The sequence below is a fragment of the Erythrobacter neustonensis genome, assembly GCF_001663175.1.
Classification (GTDB): Bacteria; Pseudomonadota; Alphaproteobacteria; order Sphingomonadales; family Sphingomonadaceae; genus Erythrobacter; species Erythrobacter neustonensis.
Map to the genome: position 1 here is coordinate 3,047,460 of NZ_CP016033.1, position 18,136 is coordinate 3,065,595.

Annotated in this window: 15 protein-coding genes and 2 pseudogenes; 9 read left to right on the forward strand and 8 right to left on the reverse strand. The window is 63.5% G+C overall.

Annotation, left to right across the window (positions count from 1 at the left end):
* Nucleotides 1-43 precede the first annotated feature (43 nt).
* The gene (locus A9D12_RS14195; RefSeq protein ID WP_068353107.1) at nt 44-937 is read right to left on the reverse strand and encodes a LysR family transcriptional regulator; all 894 of its coding nucleotides are present in this window, start codon (nt 935-937) and stop codon (nt 44-46) included.
* Nucleotides 938-1,053: 116 nt separating this feature from the next.
* Here A9D12_RS14195 and A9D12_RS14200 point away from each other — a divergent pair, with 116 nt between their 5' ends.
* From A9D12_RS14200 to A9D12_RS14215, 4 genes are read left to right on the forward strand one after another with little or no spacing between them, the layout of a single operon-like run.
* Nucleotides 1,054-1,887, forward strand: coding sequence for an SDR family oxidoreductase (locus A9D12_RS14200; RefSeq protein ID WP_068353108.1), 834 nt, complete (start codon nt 1,054-1,056; stop codon nt 1,885-1,887).
* A 28-nt stretch (nt 1,888-1,915) separates the two neighbouring features.
* Nucleotides 1,916-2,905, forward strand: coding sequence for an aldo/keto reductase (locus A9D12_RS14205; protein WP_068353111.1), 990 nt, complete (start codon nt 1,916-1,918; stop codon nt 2,903-2,905).
* 8 nt (nt 2,906-2,913) lie between these two features.
* A complete protein-coding gene (locus A9D12_RS14210) occupies nt 2,914-3,513 on the forward strand; it encodes an NAD(P)H-binding protein (RefSeq protein ID WP_068353113.1) in 600 nt (199 codons plus the stop codon).
* 18 nt (nt 3,514-3,531) lie between these two features.
* Nucleotides 3,532-4,545, forward strand: coding sequence for an aldo/keto reductase (locus A9D12_RS14215; protein ID WP_068353119.1), 1,014 nt, complete (start codon nt 3,532-3,534; stop codon nt 4,543-4,545).
* 51 nt (nt 4,546-4,596) lie between these two features.
* Here the strand turns inward: A9D12_RS14215 and A9D12_RS14220 are convergent, their stop codons facing one another.
* From A9D12_RS14220 to A9D12_RS14235, 5 genes are all read right to left on the reverse strand, one after another.
* Complete coding sequence (locus A9D12_RS14220) at nt 4,597-5,916, reverse strand: MATE family efflux transporter (protein ID WP_197489836.1); 1,320 nt, start codon at nt 5,914-5,916, stop codon at nt 4,597-4,599.
* A gap of 63 nt (nt 5,917-5,979) precedes the next feature.
* A complete protein-coding gene (locus A9D12_RS14785; RefSeq protein WP_156522900.1) occupies nt 5,980-6,150 on the reverse strand; it encodes a hypothetical protein in 171 nt (56 codons plus the stop codon).
* A 42-nt stretch (nt 6,151-6,192) separates the two neighbouring features.
* Complete coding sequence (locus tag A9D12_RS14225) at nt 6,193-9,336, reverse strand: efflux RND transporter permease subunit (protein WP_068353129.1); 3,144 nt, start codon at nt 9,334-9,336, stop codon at nt 6,193-6,195.
* On the reverse strand, nt 9,333-10,463 hold the full coding sequence (locus A9D12_RS14230) for an efflux RND transporter periplasmic adaptor subunit (protein ID WP_231889643.1): 1,131 nt from the start codon (nt 10,461-10,463) through the stop codon (nt 9,333-9,335). The genes A9D12_RS14225 and A9D12_RS14230 overlap by 4 nt, the downstream gene beginning before the upstream one ends.
* Before the next feature lie 74 nt (nt 10,464-10,537).
* On the reverse strand, nt 10,538-11,158 hold the full coding sequence (locus A9D12_RS14235) for a TetR/AcrR family transcriptional regulator (RefSeq protein WP_068353132.1): 621 nt from the start codon (nt 11,156-11,158) through the stop codon (nt 10,538-10,540).
* Between the two features lie 28 nt (nt 11,159-11,186).
* Between A9D12_RS14235 and A9D12_RS14240 the strand changes: the two genes are divergently transcribed.
* Nucleotides 11,187-12,701: an efflux transporter outer membrane subunit gene (locus A9D12_RS14240; protein WP_231889644.1), complete on the forward strand. Its 1,515-nt coding sequence runs from the start codon at nt 11,187-11,189 to the stop codon at nt 12,699-12,701.
* Between the two features lie 3 nt (nt 12,702-12,704).
* Nucleotides 12,705-13,145 (forward strand): PaaI family thioesterase, encoded by a 441-nt coding sequence (locus A9D12_RS14245; protein ID WP_068353138.1) that lies wholly within the window; start codon nt 12,705-12,707, stop codon nt 13,143-13,145.
* A gap of 183 nt (nt 13,146-13,328) precedes the next feature.
* Here the strand turns inward: A9D12_RS14245 and A9D12_RS14250 are convergent, their stop codons facing one another.
* The gene (locus A9D12_RS14250; RefSeq protein WP_068354592.1) at nt 13,329-15,353 is read right to left on the reverse strand and encodes a site-specific integrase; all 2,025 of its coding nucleotides are present in this window, start codon (nt 15,351-15,353) and stop codon (nt 13,329-13,331) included.
* Between the two features lie 84 nt (nt 15,354-15,437).
* A complete protein-coding gene (locus A9D12_RS15165; protein ID WP_156522901.1) occupies nt 15,438-17,141 on the reverse strand; it encodes an ATP-binding cassette domain-containing protein in 1,704 nt (567 codons plus the stop codon).
* Between A9D12_RS15165 and A9D12_RS15060 the strand changes: the two are divergent.
* The 3 genes and pseudogenes from A9D12_RS15060 to A9D12_RS15065 all read left to right on the forward strand — a co-directional run.
* A pseudogene (locus A9D12_RS15060) lies at nt 17,062-17,373 on the forward strand (cytochrome ubiquinol oxidase subunit I); the annotation flags it as partial. The gene A9D12_RS15165 and the pseudogene A9D12_RS15060 sit on opposite strands and share 80 nt — an antisense overlap.
* A 110-nt stretch (nt 17,374-17,483) precedes the next feature.
* Nucleotides 17,484-17,872, forward strand: a pseudogene (gene cydB, locus A9D12_RS14265) (cytochrome d ubiquinol oxidase subunit II); the annotation flags it as partial.
* A gap of 137 nt (nt 17,873-18,009) precedes the next feature.
* Nucleotides 18,010-18,132: a globin domain-containing protein gene (locus A9D12_RS15065; protein ID WP_231889760.1), complete on the forward strand. Its 123-nt coding sequence runs from the start codon at nt 18,010-18,012 to the stop codon at nt 18,130-18,132.
* Nucleotides 18,133-18,136: the final 4 nt, after the last annotated feature.

Genomic DNA, 18,136 nt, shown 5'->3' on the forward strand with positions numbered 1-18,136 from the left:
AGACCCATCGCACATCTGTCAGCGAGTGACAAATGTCGCACTATCAGCCCCGATATCTCAGCGCCTCCACCAGCAGCGAAAAGGCTGGCGGCAACTGGCGCCTATCGGGGTAATAGAGGTGGTAGCCGGCGAAAGGCGGGCACCAGTCGTCGAGCACCCGTTCGACCGCGCCGCTTGCCAGCATGGCCTCTGCCTGATCCTCCAGCACACAGGCGAGCCCCAAGCCGTCGGCGGCAGCGCGCAACACCATCGGCACATCATTGGCGATCACCGGACCTTCCACCCGCACGTTGAGATCGCGCCCGTCCTTGCCGAACTCCCAGGCATAGAGCCCTCCCCGGGTCTGCATCCGGATGTTGATGCAGGCATGACCAGTCAGCTCCTGCGGAGTCTTCGGGCGGCCATGTTCGGCAAAGTAGGACGGCGCGCCCACCACCGCCATGCGCAGTTCAGGGCCGATGCGCACCGCGATCATGTCCTTCTCGATCTGCTCGCCAAGGCGGATACCGGCGTCGAAACGGTCGCCGATGATGTCGGTGAGGTGGCTGTCGATCGAGATTTCGACGGTCACCTCAGGATAGGCCTCGATCAGCCTGCGGACAGCTGGCCACAGGATCGCCTCGGCCGCATGCCGACTGGTGGTAATGCGTACCGTGCCCGCCGGGCGTTCGCGCAAGGCGCTGAGCGCGGCGAGCCGCGCATCGATCTCGTCAAAGGCGGGGCGGAGGGTCGCCACCAGCTGCTCGCCGGCCTCGGTCGGCGCAACATTGCGGGTGTTGCGGGTCAGCAGCTTGATCCCCATCCCTGCCTCGAGCCGCTTGACGATCTGGCTGATCGCGGATTGCGAGGTCCCCAGCCGCGCCGCCGCTCGAGTGAAGCTACGTGCCTCGGCAACGGCCAGAAAGACCGCGAGATCGCTCAACTCTTCGCGCTTCATTGATAAGTTCCCGATATAGCCGCATGCAAAACTTAGCGTCTAATCACTGAAAAGCCCAGCATCTATATCCTCTCCCGAGCCAGCGGCGAACCGCTGCGGCACGAGGAGACAAAGTGATGGACAAGAATGTGATTGTCGTGATCGGCGCAGGCGGCATCGGCCTCGCCATTGCACGCCGCCAGGGCTTCAACAGCAAGGTTCTGCTCGCGGATCGTAACGAGGAACTTCTCGCCACAGCCGCCGAGGGCATGGCGAACGCAGGCTTCGACGTCGAATTGCAAACCGTCGACGTGTCCAGCCGCGCCTCGGTGCAGGCCTTGGCCGACAAGGCGGATGCGCTCGGCCCGGTGATGCAGGTCGTCATCGCCGCCGGCCTGTCACCCAACATGGCACCGGTCGACAAGATCCTCGCGGTTGATCTTTACGGCACCGCGCTGGCCTTCGAGATCTTCGGCGGCGTGATCGCGCCGGGCGGTGCGGGACTGGTGGTGTCCAGCATGGCCGGACACCACCGGCGCCCTCTGCCCGAGGAAGACGAGAAGCTACTGGCCTACACGCCCACCGAGGAACTGCTGGCCCTCCCCTGCCTCAACAGCGAGGCCGTGCCCAACGGCATGATCGCCTACATGGTGGCCAAGCGCGCCAACATCCTGCGTGTGCAGGCCGAGGCGATGCATTGGGGCGAACGCGGGGCGCGGGTCAATGCGATCAGCCCTGGCATCGTCGTCACCCCGCTCGCAGCGCATGAACTGGCCTCGCCCTCCGGGGACATTTTCCGCGCGATGGTGGCGGCTTCCCCGGCGAAGCGCATGGCCTCGCCCGAGGAAATCGCTGTTGCGGCGAACTTCCTGCTCGGCCCGGACGCGGGCTTCATAACCGGCAGCGACCTGCTGATCGATGGCGGCGTGGTGGCTGCGATGCGTGCCGGCAAACTGCCGACGCCGCACTGATCCGCGCCCCCCCGAAAGGACATTCGACATGCAACAGCGCAATCTCGGCCCGCTTGCCGTCAGCGAAATCGGCTTTGGCACGATGAGCTTTGCCTCGACCTACGGCGCGGCCCCCGAACGCAGCGAAGCCATCCGCGTCATCCGCGGCGCGCATGAGCGCGGCGTCACCTTCTTCGATACTGCCGAGGCCTATGGCCCCTGGACCAACGAGGAACTGGTCGGCGAAGCCCTGCGCCCGATCCGCGACCAAGTGGTGATTGCCACCAAGTTCGGCTTCGAGATCGACCAGACCACCGGCAAGTGCAGCGCGGGCGTCAACAGCCGCCCCGAACAGATCCGCAAGGTGATCGACAACAGCCTCAAGCGGCTCGGGATCGAGACCGTCGACCTGTTCTACCAGCACCGGGTCGATCCTGCCGTGCCGATCGAGGACGTCGCCGGCACCGTGCGCGATCTGATCGCGGCGGGCAAGGTCAGGCACTTCGGCATGTCCGAGGCCGCTGCCGCCACGATCCGCCGCGCCCATGCGGTGCAGCCCGTCACCGCGATCCAGAGCGAATATTCGCTGTGGACCCGCGATCCCGAGGCCGAAGTGCTGCCGCTGTGCGCCGAACTCGGCATCGGCTTCGTGCCGTGGAGCCCGCTGGGCGCGGGCTTCCTCACCGGCAAGATCGACGCTGCGACCCCGATCGACAGCAGCGATTTCCGCGCCCATTCGCCGCGCTTTACCCCCGAAGCGCGCACTGCCAATCAGACGCTGGTCGATCTGCTCCGCGCCATCGCGGGCGAAAAGCACGCCACCCCGGCGCAGATTGCGCTGGCCTGGCTGCTGGCCCGCGCGCCCTTCATCGTCCCGATCTTCGGCACCCGCCACCTCGACCGGGTCGAAGAGAACCTCGGCGCGGCTGATGTCACCCTGACACCTGCCGATCTTGCCCGGATCGAGGACGCGGTCAGCCAGATCGACATTCAGGGCGAGCGGCTGCCGGCTGCCGTCCTCAAGATGTCCTACCTGTGAGCCTCGACATGACCAAGGTTCTGATCATCGGCGCGCACGGGCAGATTGCCCGTGTCGCCACCCGCCAGCTGCTGGAACGCACGGACGCGGACTTGACCCTGTTCCTGCGCCGCGCCCACCGGCTCGCCCATCTGGCAGGCAACCCGCGCATCCGGATCATCGAGGGCGACGCAGCCGATCCGGCCGCACTTGCCACTGCGATGGCGGGGCAGGATATCGTCTATGCCAACCTCTCGGGCGACATGCCACGGCAGGCCGAGGCGATTGTGAGCGCGATGGGCAAGGCAGGCGTGCGCCGGCTGATCTTCATCAGTTCGATGGGCATCTACGGTGAAGTCCCCGGCCAACCCTACCGCCGCATCCTCGATCCCTATCGCGACAGCGCCGCGATCGTCGAAAGCTCAGGTCTCGATACCACGGTGATCCGGCCCGCCTGGCTCACTGACGAAAGCACAATCGCCTATGGCATCACCCGCAAGGGCGAGCCCTTCGTCAATCCGGGCGCAACCGTCTCTCGCGCCAGCGTTGCCGACCTGATCGTCCGGCTCGTCACCGAACCCGGCTTCGGCATCGGCGAAAGCTTCGGCGTGCACCACGCCAATTCCTAAATTCCCAAGGAGAAAACCATGAAACAGCGCAAACTCGGCAATCTCACCGTCAGCGAAATCGGGTTCGGCTGCATGGGCCTCGACTTCAGCTATGGCCATCGCATCAGCCGCGAGGAAGGTATCGCTCTGATCCGCCACGCGGCCGAGCGCGGTGTCACCTTCTTCGATACCGCCGAAATCTACGGCCCCTTCACCAACGAGGAGATGGTCGGCGAAGCCCTGCGTCCGATCCGCGACGAGGTGGTGATCGCCACCAAGTTCGGCTTCGACATCGATCCGGCCACCGGCAAGATCAACGGCGTATCGAGCCGCCCGGAGAACATCCGAGCGATTGTGGAGCGGTCCTTGAAGCGTCTCGGGGTCGAAACGGTGGACCTGATCTACCAGCACCGGGTCGACCCCAATGTCCCGATCGAAGATGTCGCGGGCGTCGTGCGCGATCTGATTGCCGAGGGCAAAGCGCGGGCCTTCGGCCTGTCGGAACCGGGCGTCCAGACCCTGCGCCGCGCCCATACGGTGCAGCCCGTGGCCGCGGTGCAGAACGAATATTCGCTGTGGTGGCGCGAACCCGAAACCAACGGCATCCTTGAAACCTGCGACGCGTTGGGCATCGGTTTCGTGCCCTATAGCCCGCTTGGCAAAGGGTTCCTGACCGGCGCGATCGGCGCCGACACCAAGCTCGACAAGAGCGATTTCCGCAGCACCTCGCCGCGCTTCGCACGCGAGGCGCTCGCAAAGAACGAGGCCTTCGTCGACCTGCTCAAGCGGGTGGGCGCGGCGCGCGATGCGACCCCGGCGCAGGTCGCGCTGGCCTGGCTGCTGGCGCAGCGTCCCTACATCGTCCCGATCCCCGGCACGACCAAGGCCCACCGGCTCGAAGAAAATCTCGGCTCTGCGAACGTCGAACTCACGGCAGGCGAGCTGGCTGAAATAGCCGAGGCGCTCGCGATGCTGGAGGTCGCAGGGCATCGCTACTCCCCCGGCGCACAAGCGATGGTGGGAGTCGAAGCACCGCTCAAAGCGATAGCCTGAATGCACATTGCCGCCCTGCAACATTGCAGGGCGGCATTGCCCTTGGCAGGCTCACCCCCACTTGCTCAACTTGACCACCAGCGCCGTAGCAATACCCATCACTGCCATTGCGACCATTGACAGCGCGAAGACATCGCTGGGTGAGCCGGAAGAAGCCAGAAGGTAGGCTCCCCCCGCGAGGATAATCCCGGTTCTGAACGACTGCGCGAGAATGACACCGCCCACGCGCCCCGCTCCTTGCGAGGCAAAATAAAGACACAGCGCCAGACCGAAGAAGCCGTAGCCATAGCCGGCAATGGTCAGATAGTCATAGGCCGCTGCACGGACCGGGGCGACCTGGGTGAACAGGTCCACCCAGAGTTGCGGAACAAGGACGGCGCCAAGGCCGATGATCCCGACTGCAACAAACACCACCGCGCCCGAAGTCCATGCAATCTGCCTCGCACGCGACACGTTGCTTGCTCCGATCGCAGTCCCGACCATCGGCAAGGCCGCCACCCCGACTGAAAAGGCGATCGGGATCAGCAGGAATTCGAGCCGCACGCCAATGCCGTAACCGGCCAGCACCTCAGGGCCGAAGCTCGCGACAATCCGCGTCAGCAACAGCACGGAGGCGACCGACAGCAAAGGGGAAAGCATCGCGATCCCGCCGACCTTCAGCAAGGCGGTGACATAGGCCGGCTGCCAGCCGCTCCAATCGAACCGCAATCCAACAGCCGGCCGATTTGTGCGCAGATAAAGAAACAGCACAGCTGCCGCAGCCCAGTAGACAATGGCCTGGGCGATCGCGACGCCAGCAATGCCGAGCTGCGGAAACGGCCCGATCCCAAGACCAAGCGCACCGCCGATGATGACCTGCCCAATCCCGGCACACAGCAGGGTCGTCGCCGGGACCGACATAACGCCCGAACCCCGCAAGATCGAGGACAGGGCGTTGGCGAGCCAGATGGCCGGGATCGCCCATGCTGCGGCATTGGAATAGGCCAGTGCTTCGCTCAGCACCGCCCCCTTGCCGCCAAGGCTACCGTAGATCAGCGGCCCAAAGAGGCGGACCAGACCGGCGAGCACCACACCAAGGGTCAGCGCGATCCCAAAGCCGCTGAGTGCAAGGCTATGCGCCATGTCGCGGTTGCCGGCCCCAAGTGCGCGGCTAACCGCGCCCGAAATCGTCCCGCCGATAGCGCCCGCCGAAAGCATCTGCATCAGCATGAAGACCGGAAAGGCAAGCGCGATACCTCCCAGCGCGGCAACGCCGATCATGCCGACGTATGCTGTCTCGGCAATTGATACGATTGCCGACGAACCGAGCGAGACAAGGTTAGGCAGCGTGAGCAGAACAAGGGTCGAAAGGACCGGGCCAGAGCGGAGCATTTCGGCCCGCCTTGCGGCGGGCGATAAAGCGGACATTGGTGCGGATGCCGACACAGCGCGGCCTCAGCCTTGCACTGCGTCCGAACGACGCTCCGCTTCAAGCTTCGCAACGCGCGCCTCGAGGGCAGCGATGCGATCACGATCGGTAGCGGCAGGATCGAAGGCGGTATCAAGCGCCTCAAGGGCACTACGGATACGATTTCCGATCGACTTGTTTTCGCTCTGATTTGTCATGCGGGTTTCCTTTTTCGTCGTGCCAATTGGCCGAGGCGTCGATTACGCCGGTTTGGCCTCCATCTGGTCAGTCTCGCCATCCTTGCGGCGGCGGGCAGACGGCTCATTGTCTTCAGGCTTGATCTTGAACCAGAGCGCATAAAGCGCCGGCAAAAACAGCAGCGTCAGCACGGTGCCACCCAACGTCCCGCCGATCAGCGTGATCGCCATCGAACCCCAGAACACCGAGGAAATCAGCGGCACGAAGGCCAGAACCGCCGCTAGCGCCGTCAGGATCACGGGGCGCGAACGCTGCACCGTTGCCTCGACCAGAGCATCGTAGGGCGAAAGACCCGCCTTTTCGTTGTCGTGGATCTGACCGATCAGGATCAGCGTGTTGCGCATCAGGATGCCAGCCAGAGCGATCAGGCCGAGGATCGCATTGAAGCCGAAGGGCGTGCCGGTAATCAGCAAGGTCGGCACCACGCCGATCAGTCCCAGCGGCGCCGTCAGCAACACGATCGTCGTGGCGGAAAGGCTGCGCACCTGCAGAATGATCACCACCATCATGAACAGGATCATGATCGGGAAAATGGGCGCAAGTGCCTTGTTCGCCTTGGCCGATTCCTCGATGTTGCCGCCCGTGGCGATGGTGTAGCCCGCCGGAAGCGTGTCGATAACGGGCTTGAGCTTCTGTGCGATTGCGGTCGACACATCGGGCGGCTGCAGCCCCTCGGCGATGTCGCCGCGCACGGTAATGGTCGGCACCCGGTCGCGTCGCTTGAGGATCGGCTCCTCCATGCGCACTTCGATGCGTCCGATCTGGCTGACCGACAGCCGCTGACCCTGCGCGCCGATCAGCGTGTAATTGCCCAGCTTCGAAGGATCGAACCGGTCAGCACCGGAAGAACGCGCCACAACATCCACCGCACGGATATCCTGCCTGACTTGGCTTACGGCCATACCCTGAAGCAGGAACTGGAGCTGCTCGGCAACGCTTGCGGATGTGAGGCCAAAGGCGCGCAGACGGTCCTGATCGAGATTGACCCGCATCACCGGCACCCTGTCGCCCCAGTCGATGTTGACGTCGCGCATCATCGGATCGCCATCCATGATCGCCTTGACCTTTTCGGCAATCGCCCGGACTTCACCAATGTCGGCGCCGCTTACTCGGAACGCGACGGGAAACGGCGATGGCGGCCCGAACACCAGCTGCGTGGCGCGCACCCGGGCCATCGGCGCCAGACCATCGGCCACGGCCTTGCGCAAGCGCCATTTGATCGCGTCGCGCCGCTCTTCGTCATCGGTGCGGACAATGATCTTGGCAAAGGCCGGATCGGGCAGCTCCGAATTGAGCGACAGGTAGAACCGCGGCGCACCCTGCCCGATATAGCTGGTGACAATCTTCGCTTCGGGTTGCTTGCGCAGCCACGCTTCAACCGCAGCTGTCGCCTTTTCGCTGGATGCGATGGTGGCGCCTTCGGGCAGATAGAGCTCGACCAGCAGTTCGGGCCTGTCTGACGATGGGAAAAATTGCTTTTCGACCAGCGGCATCCCCGCCGCTGCAAGCACCAGTGCACCGAAGGTGGCGAACGCGACGAGCTTCCTCCGTTTCACCGCCCATCCGATCAGCCCCCGCACCCGTTCGTAGCGGGGGGTGCGATAGATCGCATCATGCCCGCCCTCGACCGGCTTGATCACAGGCAGCAGCTTGACGCCCATGTAGGGAGTAAAGATCACCGCCACGAACCACGAGGCGATCAGGGCGAAGCCCACCACCCAGAAGATGTTGCCGGCATATTCGCCCGCACCCGACTGGGCAAAGCCGACCGGCATGAGCCCGATCACCGTCAGCAGCGTGCCCGCCAGCATCGGCGCTGCGGTGTGGCTCCACGCATAGGCGGATGCCTTTATGCGGTCGTAACCTTCCTCCATCTTCACCACCATCATTTCGATGGCGATGATCGCGTCGTCGACCAGCAGCCCGAGCGCGAGGATCAGCGCGCCCAGCGTGATGCGGTCGAGCACCCGTCCGGTGAGCCACATCACCACCAGCGCGATCGCAAGCGTGAGCGGCACGGCACCCGCCACCACGATGCCGACCCGCCAGCCGAGGCTGATGAGGCTGACAATCAGGACAATCGCGAGCGCTTCAAGAAAGGTCTTGGTGAATTGGCCGACCGCCGCATCGATGTTGACCGCCTGATCGGCGACCTTCTCCAAGGTCATGCCAAGCGGCAGTTCGCTCTTGATCGTTTCGACTTCCGCATTCAACGCCTTGCCGAGATCAAGGCCGTTCCAACCCTGCTTCATCACCACACTCAGCATCAGCGCGTCTTCGCCCTGATTGCGGATCTTGTAGGTCGCCGGGTCTTGGTAGCCGCGCTTGACCGTGGCGACATCGGACAGGCGCACAGCCGTGCCATTGCCTGCTACCGGCAAATCGCGGATTTTCTGAAGATCGTCGAAGGCTCCATCCAACCGGACCGGCACAGTCGGCCCATCGGTTTCAAGAGAGCCGGAAGGGGTCAACAGATTCTGCTGGCCCAGCGCCTGAAGCACATCGCGCGGGGACACGCCCAGCGTGGCCAGACGTTCGGGCGAAAACTCGACGAAAATCTGTTCGGGCTGCTCCCCCAGCAACTTGATCTTGTTCACGCCAGGCACGCGCAGCAGCCGCTGCCGCAGCACCTCGGCATCGCGCACCAGCTGACGATGCGGCACGCCCTTGGCAGACAGCGCGTAGAGCGCGAAGCTGACATCTCCATATTCGTCATCGACAAACGGCCCTGCCACCCCGCGCGGCAGCCTGCGCTGTTCATCGGACAGCTTCTTGCGCGCCTGATAGAACTGTTCCGGCACCTCGGACGGCGGGGTCGTGTCCTTCAGCCAAACCGTCAGGAAGGCAAAGCCGGGCCGGGTGAAAGTGTCGGTCCGGTCATAGTGCTTCAGTTCCTGCAGGCGTTTTTCGAGCGGGTCGGCAACCTGATCCTGCATTTCCTGCGCCGTCGCTCCGGGCCAGGCTGCCGAGACCGTAAAGGTCTTGATGGTGAAAGACGGGTCTTCTGCCCGTCCGATCTGGGTGTAGGCGAAAATGCCGATCAGCATCGTGATGACCAGAAAGAACAAGGTGACCGATTTCTCGCGCACTGCCAGCGCCGAGAGGTTGAAGCCGCTGCCCGGCTCCGCGTGCCCTGCGCCGCTCACTTCTGTGACACCCGCACGGCCTGCCCCTGGCGCAGCAAATGCGCGCCCATGGCCACGATGACCTCGCCGGGTTTGATCCCGGCTGAAAGGAACGCCGATTCTTCATCGACAGCAGCGATCTTTACTGGCCGCCATGTTACCGTCTTATCCTTGCCGGAACTGACGACCCAGACCCCCGGTCCCTTGCCCGCATCGCGGATCGCCCCCAGAGGAACCGCAATCTGGGCTCCATCGCTGCCCGCCTGCGGCAGGGCGACGGTCACGGTGGAACCAATCGGGGCGCCGGCCGCCGCGCCGCTGAGCGTATAGCGCGCCTCGTAGGTGCGGGTCAGCGGGTCGGCGGCATCCGACAATTGGCGCAAGGTGCCTGCTCCCTGCGCGCCGCCGAAGGTGCGTGCCCCGACGCTCGACCCGATTTGTGGCCGCACGTTTTCCGGCAGATCGATCAGCGCTTCACGCGGTCCGGAACGGGCCAGCCGGACGACGACCTGCCCTGCCCCGACAACCTGACCGGGTTCTGCAAGGGTCTCGACCACCGTTCCGTCAGCATCGGCAACGATCAAACTGTAACCGCCCTGGTTGCGCGCGACCCGAGCTTCGGCAGTGGCAGTCGCCAGTTGTGCGCTGGCGGCTTCGGCCGCGGCCTTGGCCTGATCATAAGTCGACGCAGAAACGGCCCCCGCTTCGACAAGGCCCTTCAGGCGGGCCAGATCCGCCGCTGTCTGCTGGGCGCGGGCGCGGGCCGCAGCAACGCCGCCCTCGGCGGCGCGCGCGGCCAGCGCCAGGTCCGAACCGTCGATCCGCATCAGGGGCTGACCGCGGCGGACGGTCTGTCCGGCCTCGACATAACGGGCGACAACCTTGCCGCCGACGCGAAAGCCCAGATCGCTCTGGACGCGCGCGGCCACGACGCCGGTGAACTCCTGCGCGCCTGCGGTGCCCGGCGCAGCGCTTGTCGCCCGAACCAGCGGGGGAAGCGTACGGGGATCGGTTTCTGGCTCGCTGCAACCCGAAAGGGCCGCAAGGCAAAGCGGAAGACCGAGCAACGCCGCACGCCTTCGCATCTTGTCCGCAGATCGGCCCACGGCGGTGTGGGCAGGAATTTGGGTAAGCGTGGTCGCGAGCATGAGGGGCCTTCCGAACGAGTCGGAAACAAATTGTAGCCCAGTGACTAATTTGTCAATTGGTCACTCATTCCACGTCAGGGCGCGAGGCTGCGAAGGATGAGCGAGGTCACGTCGGTTTGGGCACGCGGCAGGATGCTCTGGCTGTGCTCAAGGAAAATCGGCTTGATGAAGGGCATCATGGCATAGAAGATCCCGCGCGTCGTCTCGTCGAGCGGTGTCTTGCGCTCAAACTCTCCGCTCTCGCGTCCCTCCTTGACGATGCTCTCGATCAACGCTTTCAAACGATCCGTATAGACCTTCGCCGACGGCCAGTTTTCGATCGAGGCCTGAGCAGCGATGGCGTGAAGCTTGCGCTCGTTGAAAAGCAGGCCAAGCCCGGCAGAGGTGACCGTTTCGGTGAAAAGCCGCATCTTTTCAGTCGCTGTTTGCCCGGCATCGACGGCGGCCCGGACCTCATCGAAAAGCTTTCCGGTGGTGCTGAGGCAGATGGCTTCGCCGATCGCCTGTTTGGATTCGAAGAAGCGGTAGATGTACGCCTTCGAGAAGCCGATGGCCCGGGCAAGATCGGCAACCGTGGTCTTCTCGTAGCCGTAATGCGCGAAGTAATCGTGGGCTGCTGCGATGATCTGATCGCGAACCGTGTGATCGGCCGGGCCGCGTGCGGCGAGATCTGGAAGCGGGGCGTGCTTGGTCATGGGCCATCGGTAGCGCAAATTTCCGCAATTGACAAATAGTGACTTTTTTCGTCATTGGTCACTTGCACCAGTTAAGGACTGCCTCATGTCTACCCGTCGACCACTCCTTGCCAGCTCCGCCGCGCTGCTTTTGCTCGGTGGCTGCGCAACAGGCCCTGCATACAGGCAACCCGACCTTTCCCTGCCGACCACCTTTACCACGAGCGAGGCAGTCGCGGCGCGCACAGCCCCGGAAGCATCGGTTGATCTGGTCGAATGGTGGCATTCCTTCAACGATCCGCTCCTTACAAGCCTGATCGAACGTGCCGTTGCCCAGAACCTTGATCTGAAGCAGGCCGAAGCTCGGGTGCTCCAGGCACGGGCCGCCTTGCGGTTTAGCAACGCCGAGATGTTGCCAACCGGCGCGGCGAGCGGACAGGCAGGAATCAATTATCAGTCGCTCGAAACGCCAATCGGCCAGGTGGCCAGCGCATTTCCCGGGTTCGACCGGTCCACTGGCGCTTACGAGGCAGGTCTCAGCGCCAGTTGGGAAATCGATCTGTTCGGCGGAAACGACGCCGCACGCGATGCGGCCCGGGCTGATTGGCAGGCGTCAGAAGCAGGTGCCGTCGCCGCGCGCCTCGCGGTGATCGCACAGACCGCCGATACCTACGTCACGATCCGGGCCTTGCAAGAGCGTCTGGCGATCGTGCGCGCGCAGGAAGCCGTCCAGGCAAACCTCGTGCGGTTGGTTGCGCTTCAGTTCGAACGCGGCGTGGCGGCCGAGTTGCAACTGCGTCAGGCCGAAGGCGCCCTAGGGCAGGTACGCGCCGCGATCCCTGCTCTGGAAAATCAGCTGGACACGGCGATGAACGCGCTCGATGTCCTTTTGGGCTTGCTACCCGGCACCACCAGGGCCGAGCTTTCGGCGCCGCAGCCTATCCCGACGCCGCCCGCAATCACCACCGCCGGCGGTCCTGCGGCCCTGATGCGTCGACGTCCCGATATCATTGCAGCCGAGCGTTCCTTGGCTGCGTCAAACGCGCGAATTGGCGCCGCCACAGCCGAATATTATCCGAAGTTCTCGCTCAATGGCCTGATCGGCACGGCTGCCACCACGTCCGGCGCGCTGTTCGGCGGCAATGCCGTGCAAGGCAGCGGTTTCCTCGGGCTGCGCTGGCGGCTGTTCGATTTTGGCCGCATCGACGCCGAGATCAAGCTGGCCGAAGGCCGCAACGCCGAAGCGCTCGCAGCCTATCGCCAAACGGTGCTGCGCGCCTCCGAGGATGTCGAGAACGCCCTTTCGCTGCTGCTCCGGCAGGAAGCGCAGGCTGAAGCCTTGTCCGCAGCCGAAGCGTCTTTGGCGCGTGCGCAGACTTCGTCCGAGGCCGCATACAATGCAGGCTTCGTTAGCCTGATCGAAGTGCTCGATGCAGATCGTCGCTTGCTGGAGACGCGTGATGGGCTGGTACAGGCGCGCGCAGGGGCAAGCCGCGGTGCGATTGCCGCGTTCCGCGCTCTGGGAGGCGGATGGGAAGGCGCGGGTGCGCTGGCTGGAGGCTGACATATGAGCGACAAGGCAATGAACGGATTGGAGCAGGTGCAGGCGCTGCTGGCCGGAGGCGTGCAACCTCCCTTCGGCCGCAAGATGGGCGTATCGCTGGTTGAGGCGAGCGAGGGCCATGCGGTGTTCGAAGGAACGCCGAACGAAGCGCACTACAATCCCATGGGCACGGTGCATGGCGGCTATGCAGCTGCCATGCTCGACAGCGCTTGCGGCATCGCGGCGCATACCGGCTTGCAACCGGGGCAAGCCTACACGACCGCCGAAATAAAGGTCTCCTACATTCGCGCGCTCAGTGCACAAAGCGGGACGGTCCGGGCCGTCGGCAAGTTGGTTTCCATCGGTCGGCGCGCGGCATTCGCCGAAGCGAGCCTTTATGACGAAGCCGGAAGATTGTGTGCCACAGCAACATCGACATTGGTGGTGTTTGAGGCCTCCACCTGATTAGCCAACCTGAGTTCGCCTCGGTACAGGTGTGGAGGACACGAGCGGAAAATCCTGCGAAAACCGTTATGGGCCCTTTTGATCCGGACCGGTATAGTGGTAGCAGTAACAGTAGTATTAGTAACCGAGAAACAGTCGCCTGAATTGCAATCCATCCGTCTGTGTAAGATTGCGAACATTTACTTACCGATCGTGTTTTCCAGCGGCGAGTGACCTTGCCCTCCGCGGCGCACGCAAGCGGGCAGGAAGCAGCGCAGCAGGGAAAGGATCGAGGTGCTCGGTCACAATAGGGATCGCCGCGGCCGCCTTCCGCAGCAATTCCATGTGCGCCTTCGAATAGCGCCCTTCGGTTTCGCTCGAAAGCTTATGCCCTGCGAAGTCAGCCCTCAATTCGGGCATCACCTCGGCGCCCTTCATGGCGTTGATGACAGTGTGCCGGAAGGATTGCGTAGCTTGGCCCGATTTCAGGAACGGCAAAGCTCGCGCAATCTTCGTCCAGATCGTCTTATAGTAGGCATCCCCCATGGTGCCCTTCCCGCTCTCCGCTACCAGTTCAGGAAACAGCATGGTCTCGCCAGCCTCGCGCAATGCCGTGACGTAGTCCGGAAGCCCGAGGCGGACCAGCTCGCTCGCTAAGGGCAATTTGCGGGCCGAAGTGATCGTCTTGAGCCGCCGAATTTCTGTCGGCCGAACGTCGAACTGCCAGTGGCCATCGACCACCTCGATGTCATCCAGCATGAGCCCGCAGATTTCCTCGCGCCGCATGCCGGTATACCAGCCTATCAGGGGCACAAAATACCACGCGCTGTGGACATGGAGATCACCCGGCTGCATTCGGCGGGCCAGAGACTTGGAACCGGTCCACGGCGGAAGGCTAAAAAGCATCCGGCCCTGCTCTTCGGTATAGGTGTCGCGTTGGTCGCGGGCATTGCGATCATCGTTTTCGATGAACGAGCTGTAGTCCAGCGGACTGAGCGGATGGTGCTTTGCGAACCAAGTGGTGAGTTGACGCAGGAAGCCCCAATGGCGGTTCGTGGTGCTAAGGCCAAGCCCGAGCTGATCTCTCGTCAACGCTCCGGCGGGCATCTTGACCGCATCTTCTGTGCCCTTGCGCTTTGCAGCCTTTGCGATGGCCTCTTCACCCCGCCGGACGCGTTTTTCGGTCTCCTCCACGACTTCCCAGATCGTCATTTCGCGTTGTTTGGGCGATTTGCGAAAAGAGGGACCATGCAGCGCCTCGAAGCAGTTATTGAGCTGGACGAGGTGATCATGGGTGACGCGGGCCAAAGGTGTCTCAAACATGATCTGCTCAAGCAGGAGTGCAGGAAGCCTGAACTGTTCGCGGGTTTTGTCCGTCCAAGGTCTCCCGCCCTTCCGGCGAGATTTGCCATCGCTGCCGCCAGTGCGCGGGTTATGCTCGAAGAATTTCTCGACCGCTTCCGTGGGCGTCATAGTTGCCCATGGTCCCGCAACGACGGGGGCAGCCGGCGCTTGCGGTGTATTGGTTGTGGCAGAGTATAACGTGGGCTGCGCTAGTTGCTCATAGCCAGCCACAGGGACCGAAGCGTAGGCAGCTCCGGGATTGGCTAGCGTGGCCCGGAACTCCCGGATCGCCTCAATGCGCGCCTGATTGACGACCTTGCGGGCCATCGCCTCACGCAGCGCGGATTGTGCGACGCCGATTTCAGCTAGCCGGGCGACTGCGGCTTCTTCAGCGCCTTCCTGTGCGATCGATGCGGCCAAGTCCGACCAGGCCATGACGACGATCGGCTCCTCTTCAGCATCAGGATCGATGCGAGCGACGAGAAAATCCTCAACCCTTCCTTTGGTGGCGCCACCCACCGCCGCCAATTCGCTGGCCCCGAGCCTGAGCGAAAGCGCCTTTTCAATGTCCTCGTGATCCTCCGGCGGGTGAATGTGAAGCTGGGCGTGCATCACCTCGAGCCGGTCACGCTCAACCAGCATCTGGCGACGGAAGATCTCCGCGCGCTGGGCGGCGGTTAATGCGTCGGTCGCAATCTTGGCGGTCATGTTCATCGCGAGCCGTTCACAGATCAGGGTCATGGCCGGAGCCAGCAGGGCTGCCCGTTTCCGGCTGGTGGTCTTGAGCGAGAAGCGTAACCGAAAAGGCTTATCGGGACCTAAACGTATGAGTCTGCGGAAGTAGTATGTCCCCTGCTTGCGGGTGACGTTCTGGATGCCGCACATGGCCGTGGTCTCCTGCCGTGGCACCCTGCCGTGGCACCCTGTTGTGGTGCTTTGGTCGGATGCGGTTGCAAGAAACGCGTTTTTTCAGGTGTTTGGATCATTCCTGGGTGGGGATCCTTCCGCCCCAGCCAAGTATTTCTTCAGATTCATGCGACTGAAAGATAATGGGTTTCCTTTTGATTTGGAACCCCGTGGCATCTTGTCGTGGTCCAATTTTCGACACGATGATTCGAGCGAATTCCGGGCGCAAGATGGCCATGCGATTTGCGCAGCTTTTCTACCGGAAGATGCACAAAATTTGCACAGCGGCTTCGCCAAGCACTTCAGACCGGCTGAAGGCGTGATGATGCACGGCAAAGGCTGGCTTGTATCGGCGCTGTCTTGATCTGCTACCCTGACTGAAGCTCTTTGCCCCAAGTAAAGCGAGCCGATCGATACGACACATTGGGCCAAACGAAGGGGCTCGGGGCGATGGGAGACCATCACCGATCCAGTCCCGGTTTGGGCGAGCCAGGCATCCAGATTGTCGATCACGGCCTGCTCCGTGCCGCTGTCCAGTCCCTCGGTCGGTTCATCAAGCAATAGCCACGCCCGCCGCGCCAGCAGCGCGCAGGCCAGTGCCAAGCGCTTGCGTTCACCGCCCGACAGGAATCCACCATCGCTTGCCAGCCAGGTGTCGAGGCCATCGGGCGCGGTGGCAATTCGCGCCTCAAGCGCAACAATCCGGAGCGCCGCAAGCATGATCTCGGCGTCGATCCCGGGGGCCGCGATGCGGAGGTTATCGGCCACCGTGCCCACAAGCAGCGCCGGATCCTGCGGCGCGAGCGCGAATTGACACCGCAGATCATCGGCGCTGACCTCGTCGATCGGCAAGCCTCCAACGCGCAGCGAGTGGACCGTAGGGCGCAGGCCGGCCAAGGCCTCGATCAGCCGTGTCTTGCCGGAACCCGATATGCCGCTGATCGCGACACGCTCGCCCGGAACGATTGCGATTGCGCCAAGCATGAGGGGCGCTGCCGGTGTCGGCCGGACCTCATAGGGAGCCGCGACCTCGCGTGAACGCGAGAGTGCAGCCAGGCGAGCAAGCGAGCGCTCGATCCCCGTTTTGCGCAGAGCATTACGCGCAAGGCCGCCTGTTGCCTCAACCCCCGCCCCGCCCGCCAGCACGGCGAGCGCGACAATCGGGGCAACGCCATCGGACAGCGCAAACACCATCGCCACGACAGCTGCCGTGTAAAGGGTCTGCACCCCGCCCATCATCGCCTCAGCCTTGACGAGTTGCGTTTTCGCGCGGTCATGCGCGGCTTCCAGCGGAGCGAGCGCCTTAATGATCCGAGCTGTCAAACCATAGGCTGCGATTTCTGCGCGGACGGCGGCAAACTCGGTCATCGCCTTTCGCAGGGCGACGACTGCATCGGCAAGCTGCGCCGATGGCTTGGCCGTCAGATGCAGGGTCAGATGGCGCAAGAGCACCGGCAAGGCGCCAAGCGCCAGCGCCAGAAGCGCGGCAGCCTTCCACCCGGCGAGGGCGACCAGCGCTACAGAGAGAGCGGCCCGTGCCAATCCGGCAAAAACCGCAGGCCGGCGGATGACGATGTCCTCCAGTGCGGCAATATCGTCGAGCAAGGCTGCGCTGGCAGCACCCGCATCATTGCTGTCCACGCGGGAATCGATCGCGGCCCGGCGGGCGAACAGGCGGGCGCGCAGCTTTGCCCTCATCGCTTTCTTCGCCTTTGCCTTGTGGATGACCACGGCGCGCAAGTTCGACAAGCCCTGGTTCCTGCGCATCGCCGTGCTGGCGATCCCGCTCCCCTGGCTGGCTGCCGAAGTGGGTTGGGCAGTGGCCGAATACGGCCGCCAGCCTTGGGCGATCGAGGGCGTGCTGCCGACCTTCCTTGGCGCATCGAGCCTCACCGCCGGGCAATTGTGGACCACGATTATCGGGTTCACGCTGCTCTATGGCGCGCTTGCAGTGATCGAGGTCAGGCTGATGGTTGCGGCGATCCGAAAGGGGCCGGAGTGCTATGTCCGCTGGCGGTCGACCCCGGCCATGCCCCGCCCTGCCCCGGCCCGGACAGACTTACCGCCGTTCCCGCCGAATAACCGCCACCTTTTGCCGAGGAGTTCATTATGCCTCTCGATTATGAAACGCGATCTGGTGGGCCCTGATGGGCGTGCTGCTAATCGGGTTTGCCCTGAGTGACGGGTTCGATCTCGGGGTGGCCTCGCTGCTGCCCTTCGTGGCCCGCAATGATCTGGAACGCCGCCAGGTGATCAACACCGTCGGCGCTACGTGGGAAGAAAACCAAGTGTGGTTCATTATCGGCGGCGGAGCGATCCTTGCGGCCTGGCCCTATGTCTATGCGATCAGCTTCTCGGGCTTTTACCTCGCCATGTTCCTGGTGCTGGCAGCGTTGATCCTGCGCCCGGTCGGCTTCAAATATCGCTCCAAGCGACCCGATCCGGCATGGCGCGCGCGCTGGGACTGGGCGCTGTTCGTGGGCGGCTTTGTGCCAGCGAGCCGATGGTGCGAACCGTCTGCGCGCGGCTCTATGAACTGATGGAAATCCTGCCCGAAACCAAAACCTCCCGCGACGTGCATCCCCAATCGCCGCAGCGGGCTGAGGAATAGCTCTATGAATTCCTGACAGGCCGGCTGGGCGGGCCGCAACTCTACCGGAAAAGTTACGGCCACCCGCGCCTGCGGCAACGCCATCTGGTTGCCCCCATCGGGCCTGAGGAAATTGCGGGGTGGCTGGCCTGCTTCCACCAAGCTTGAGACG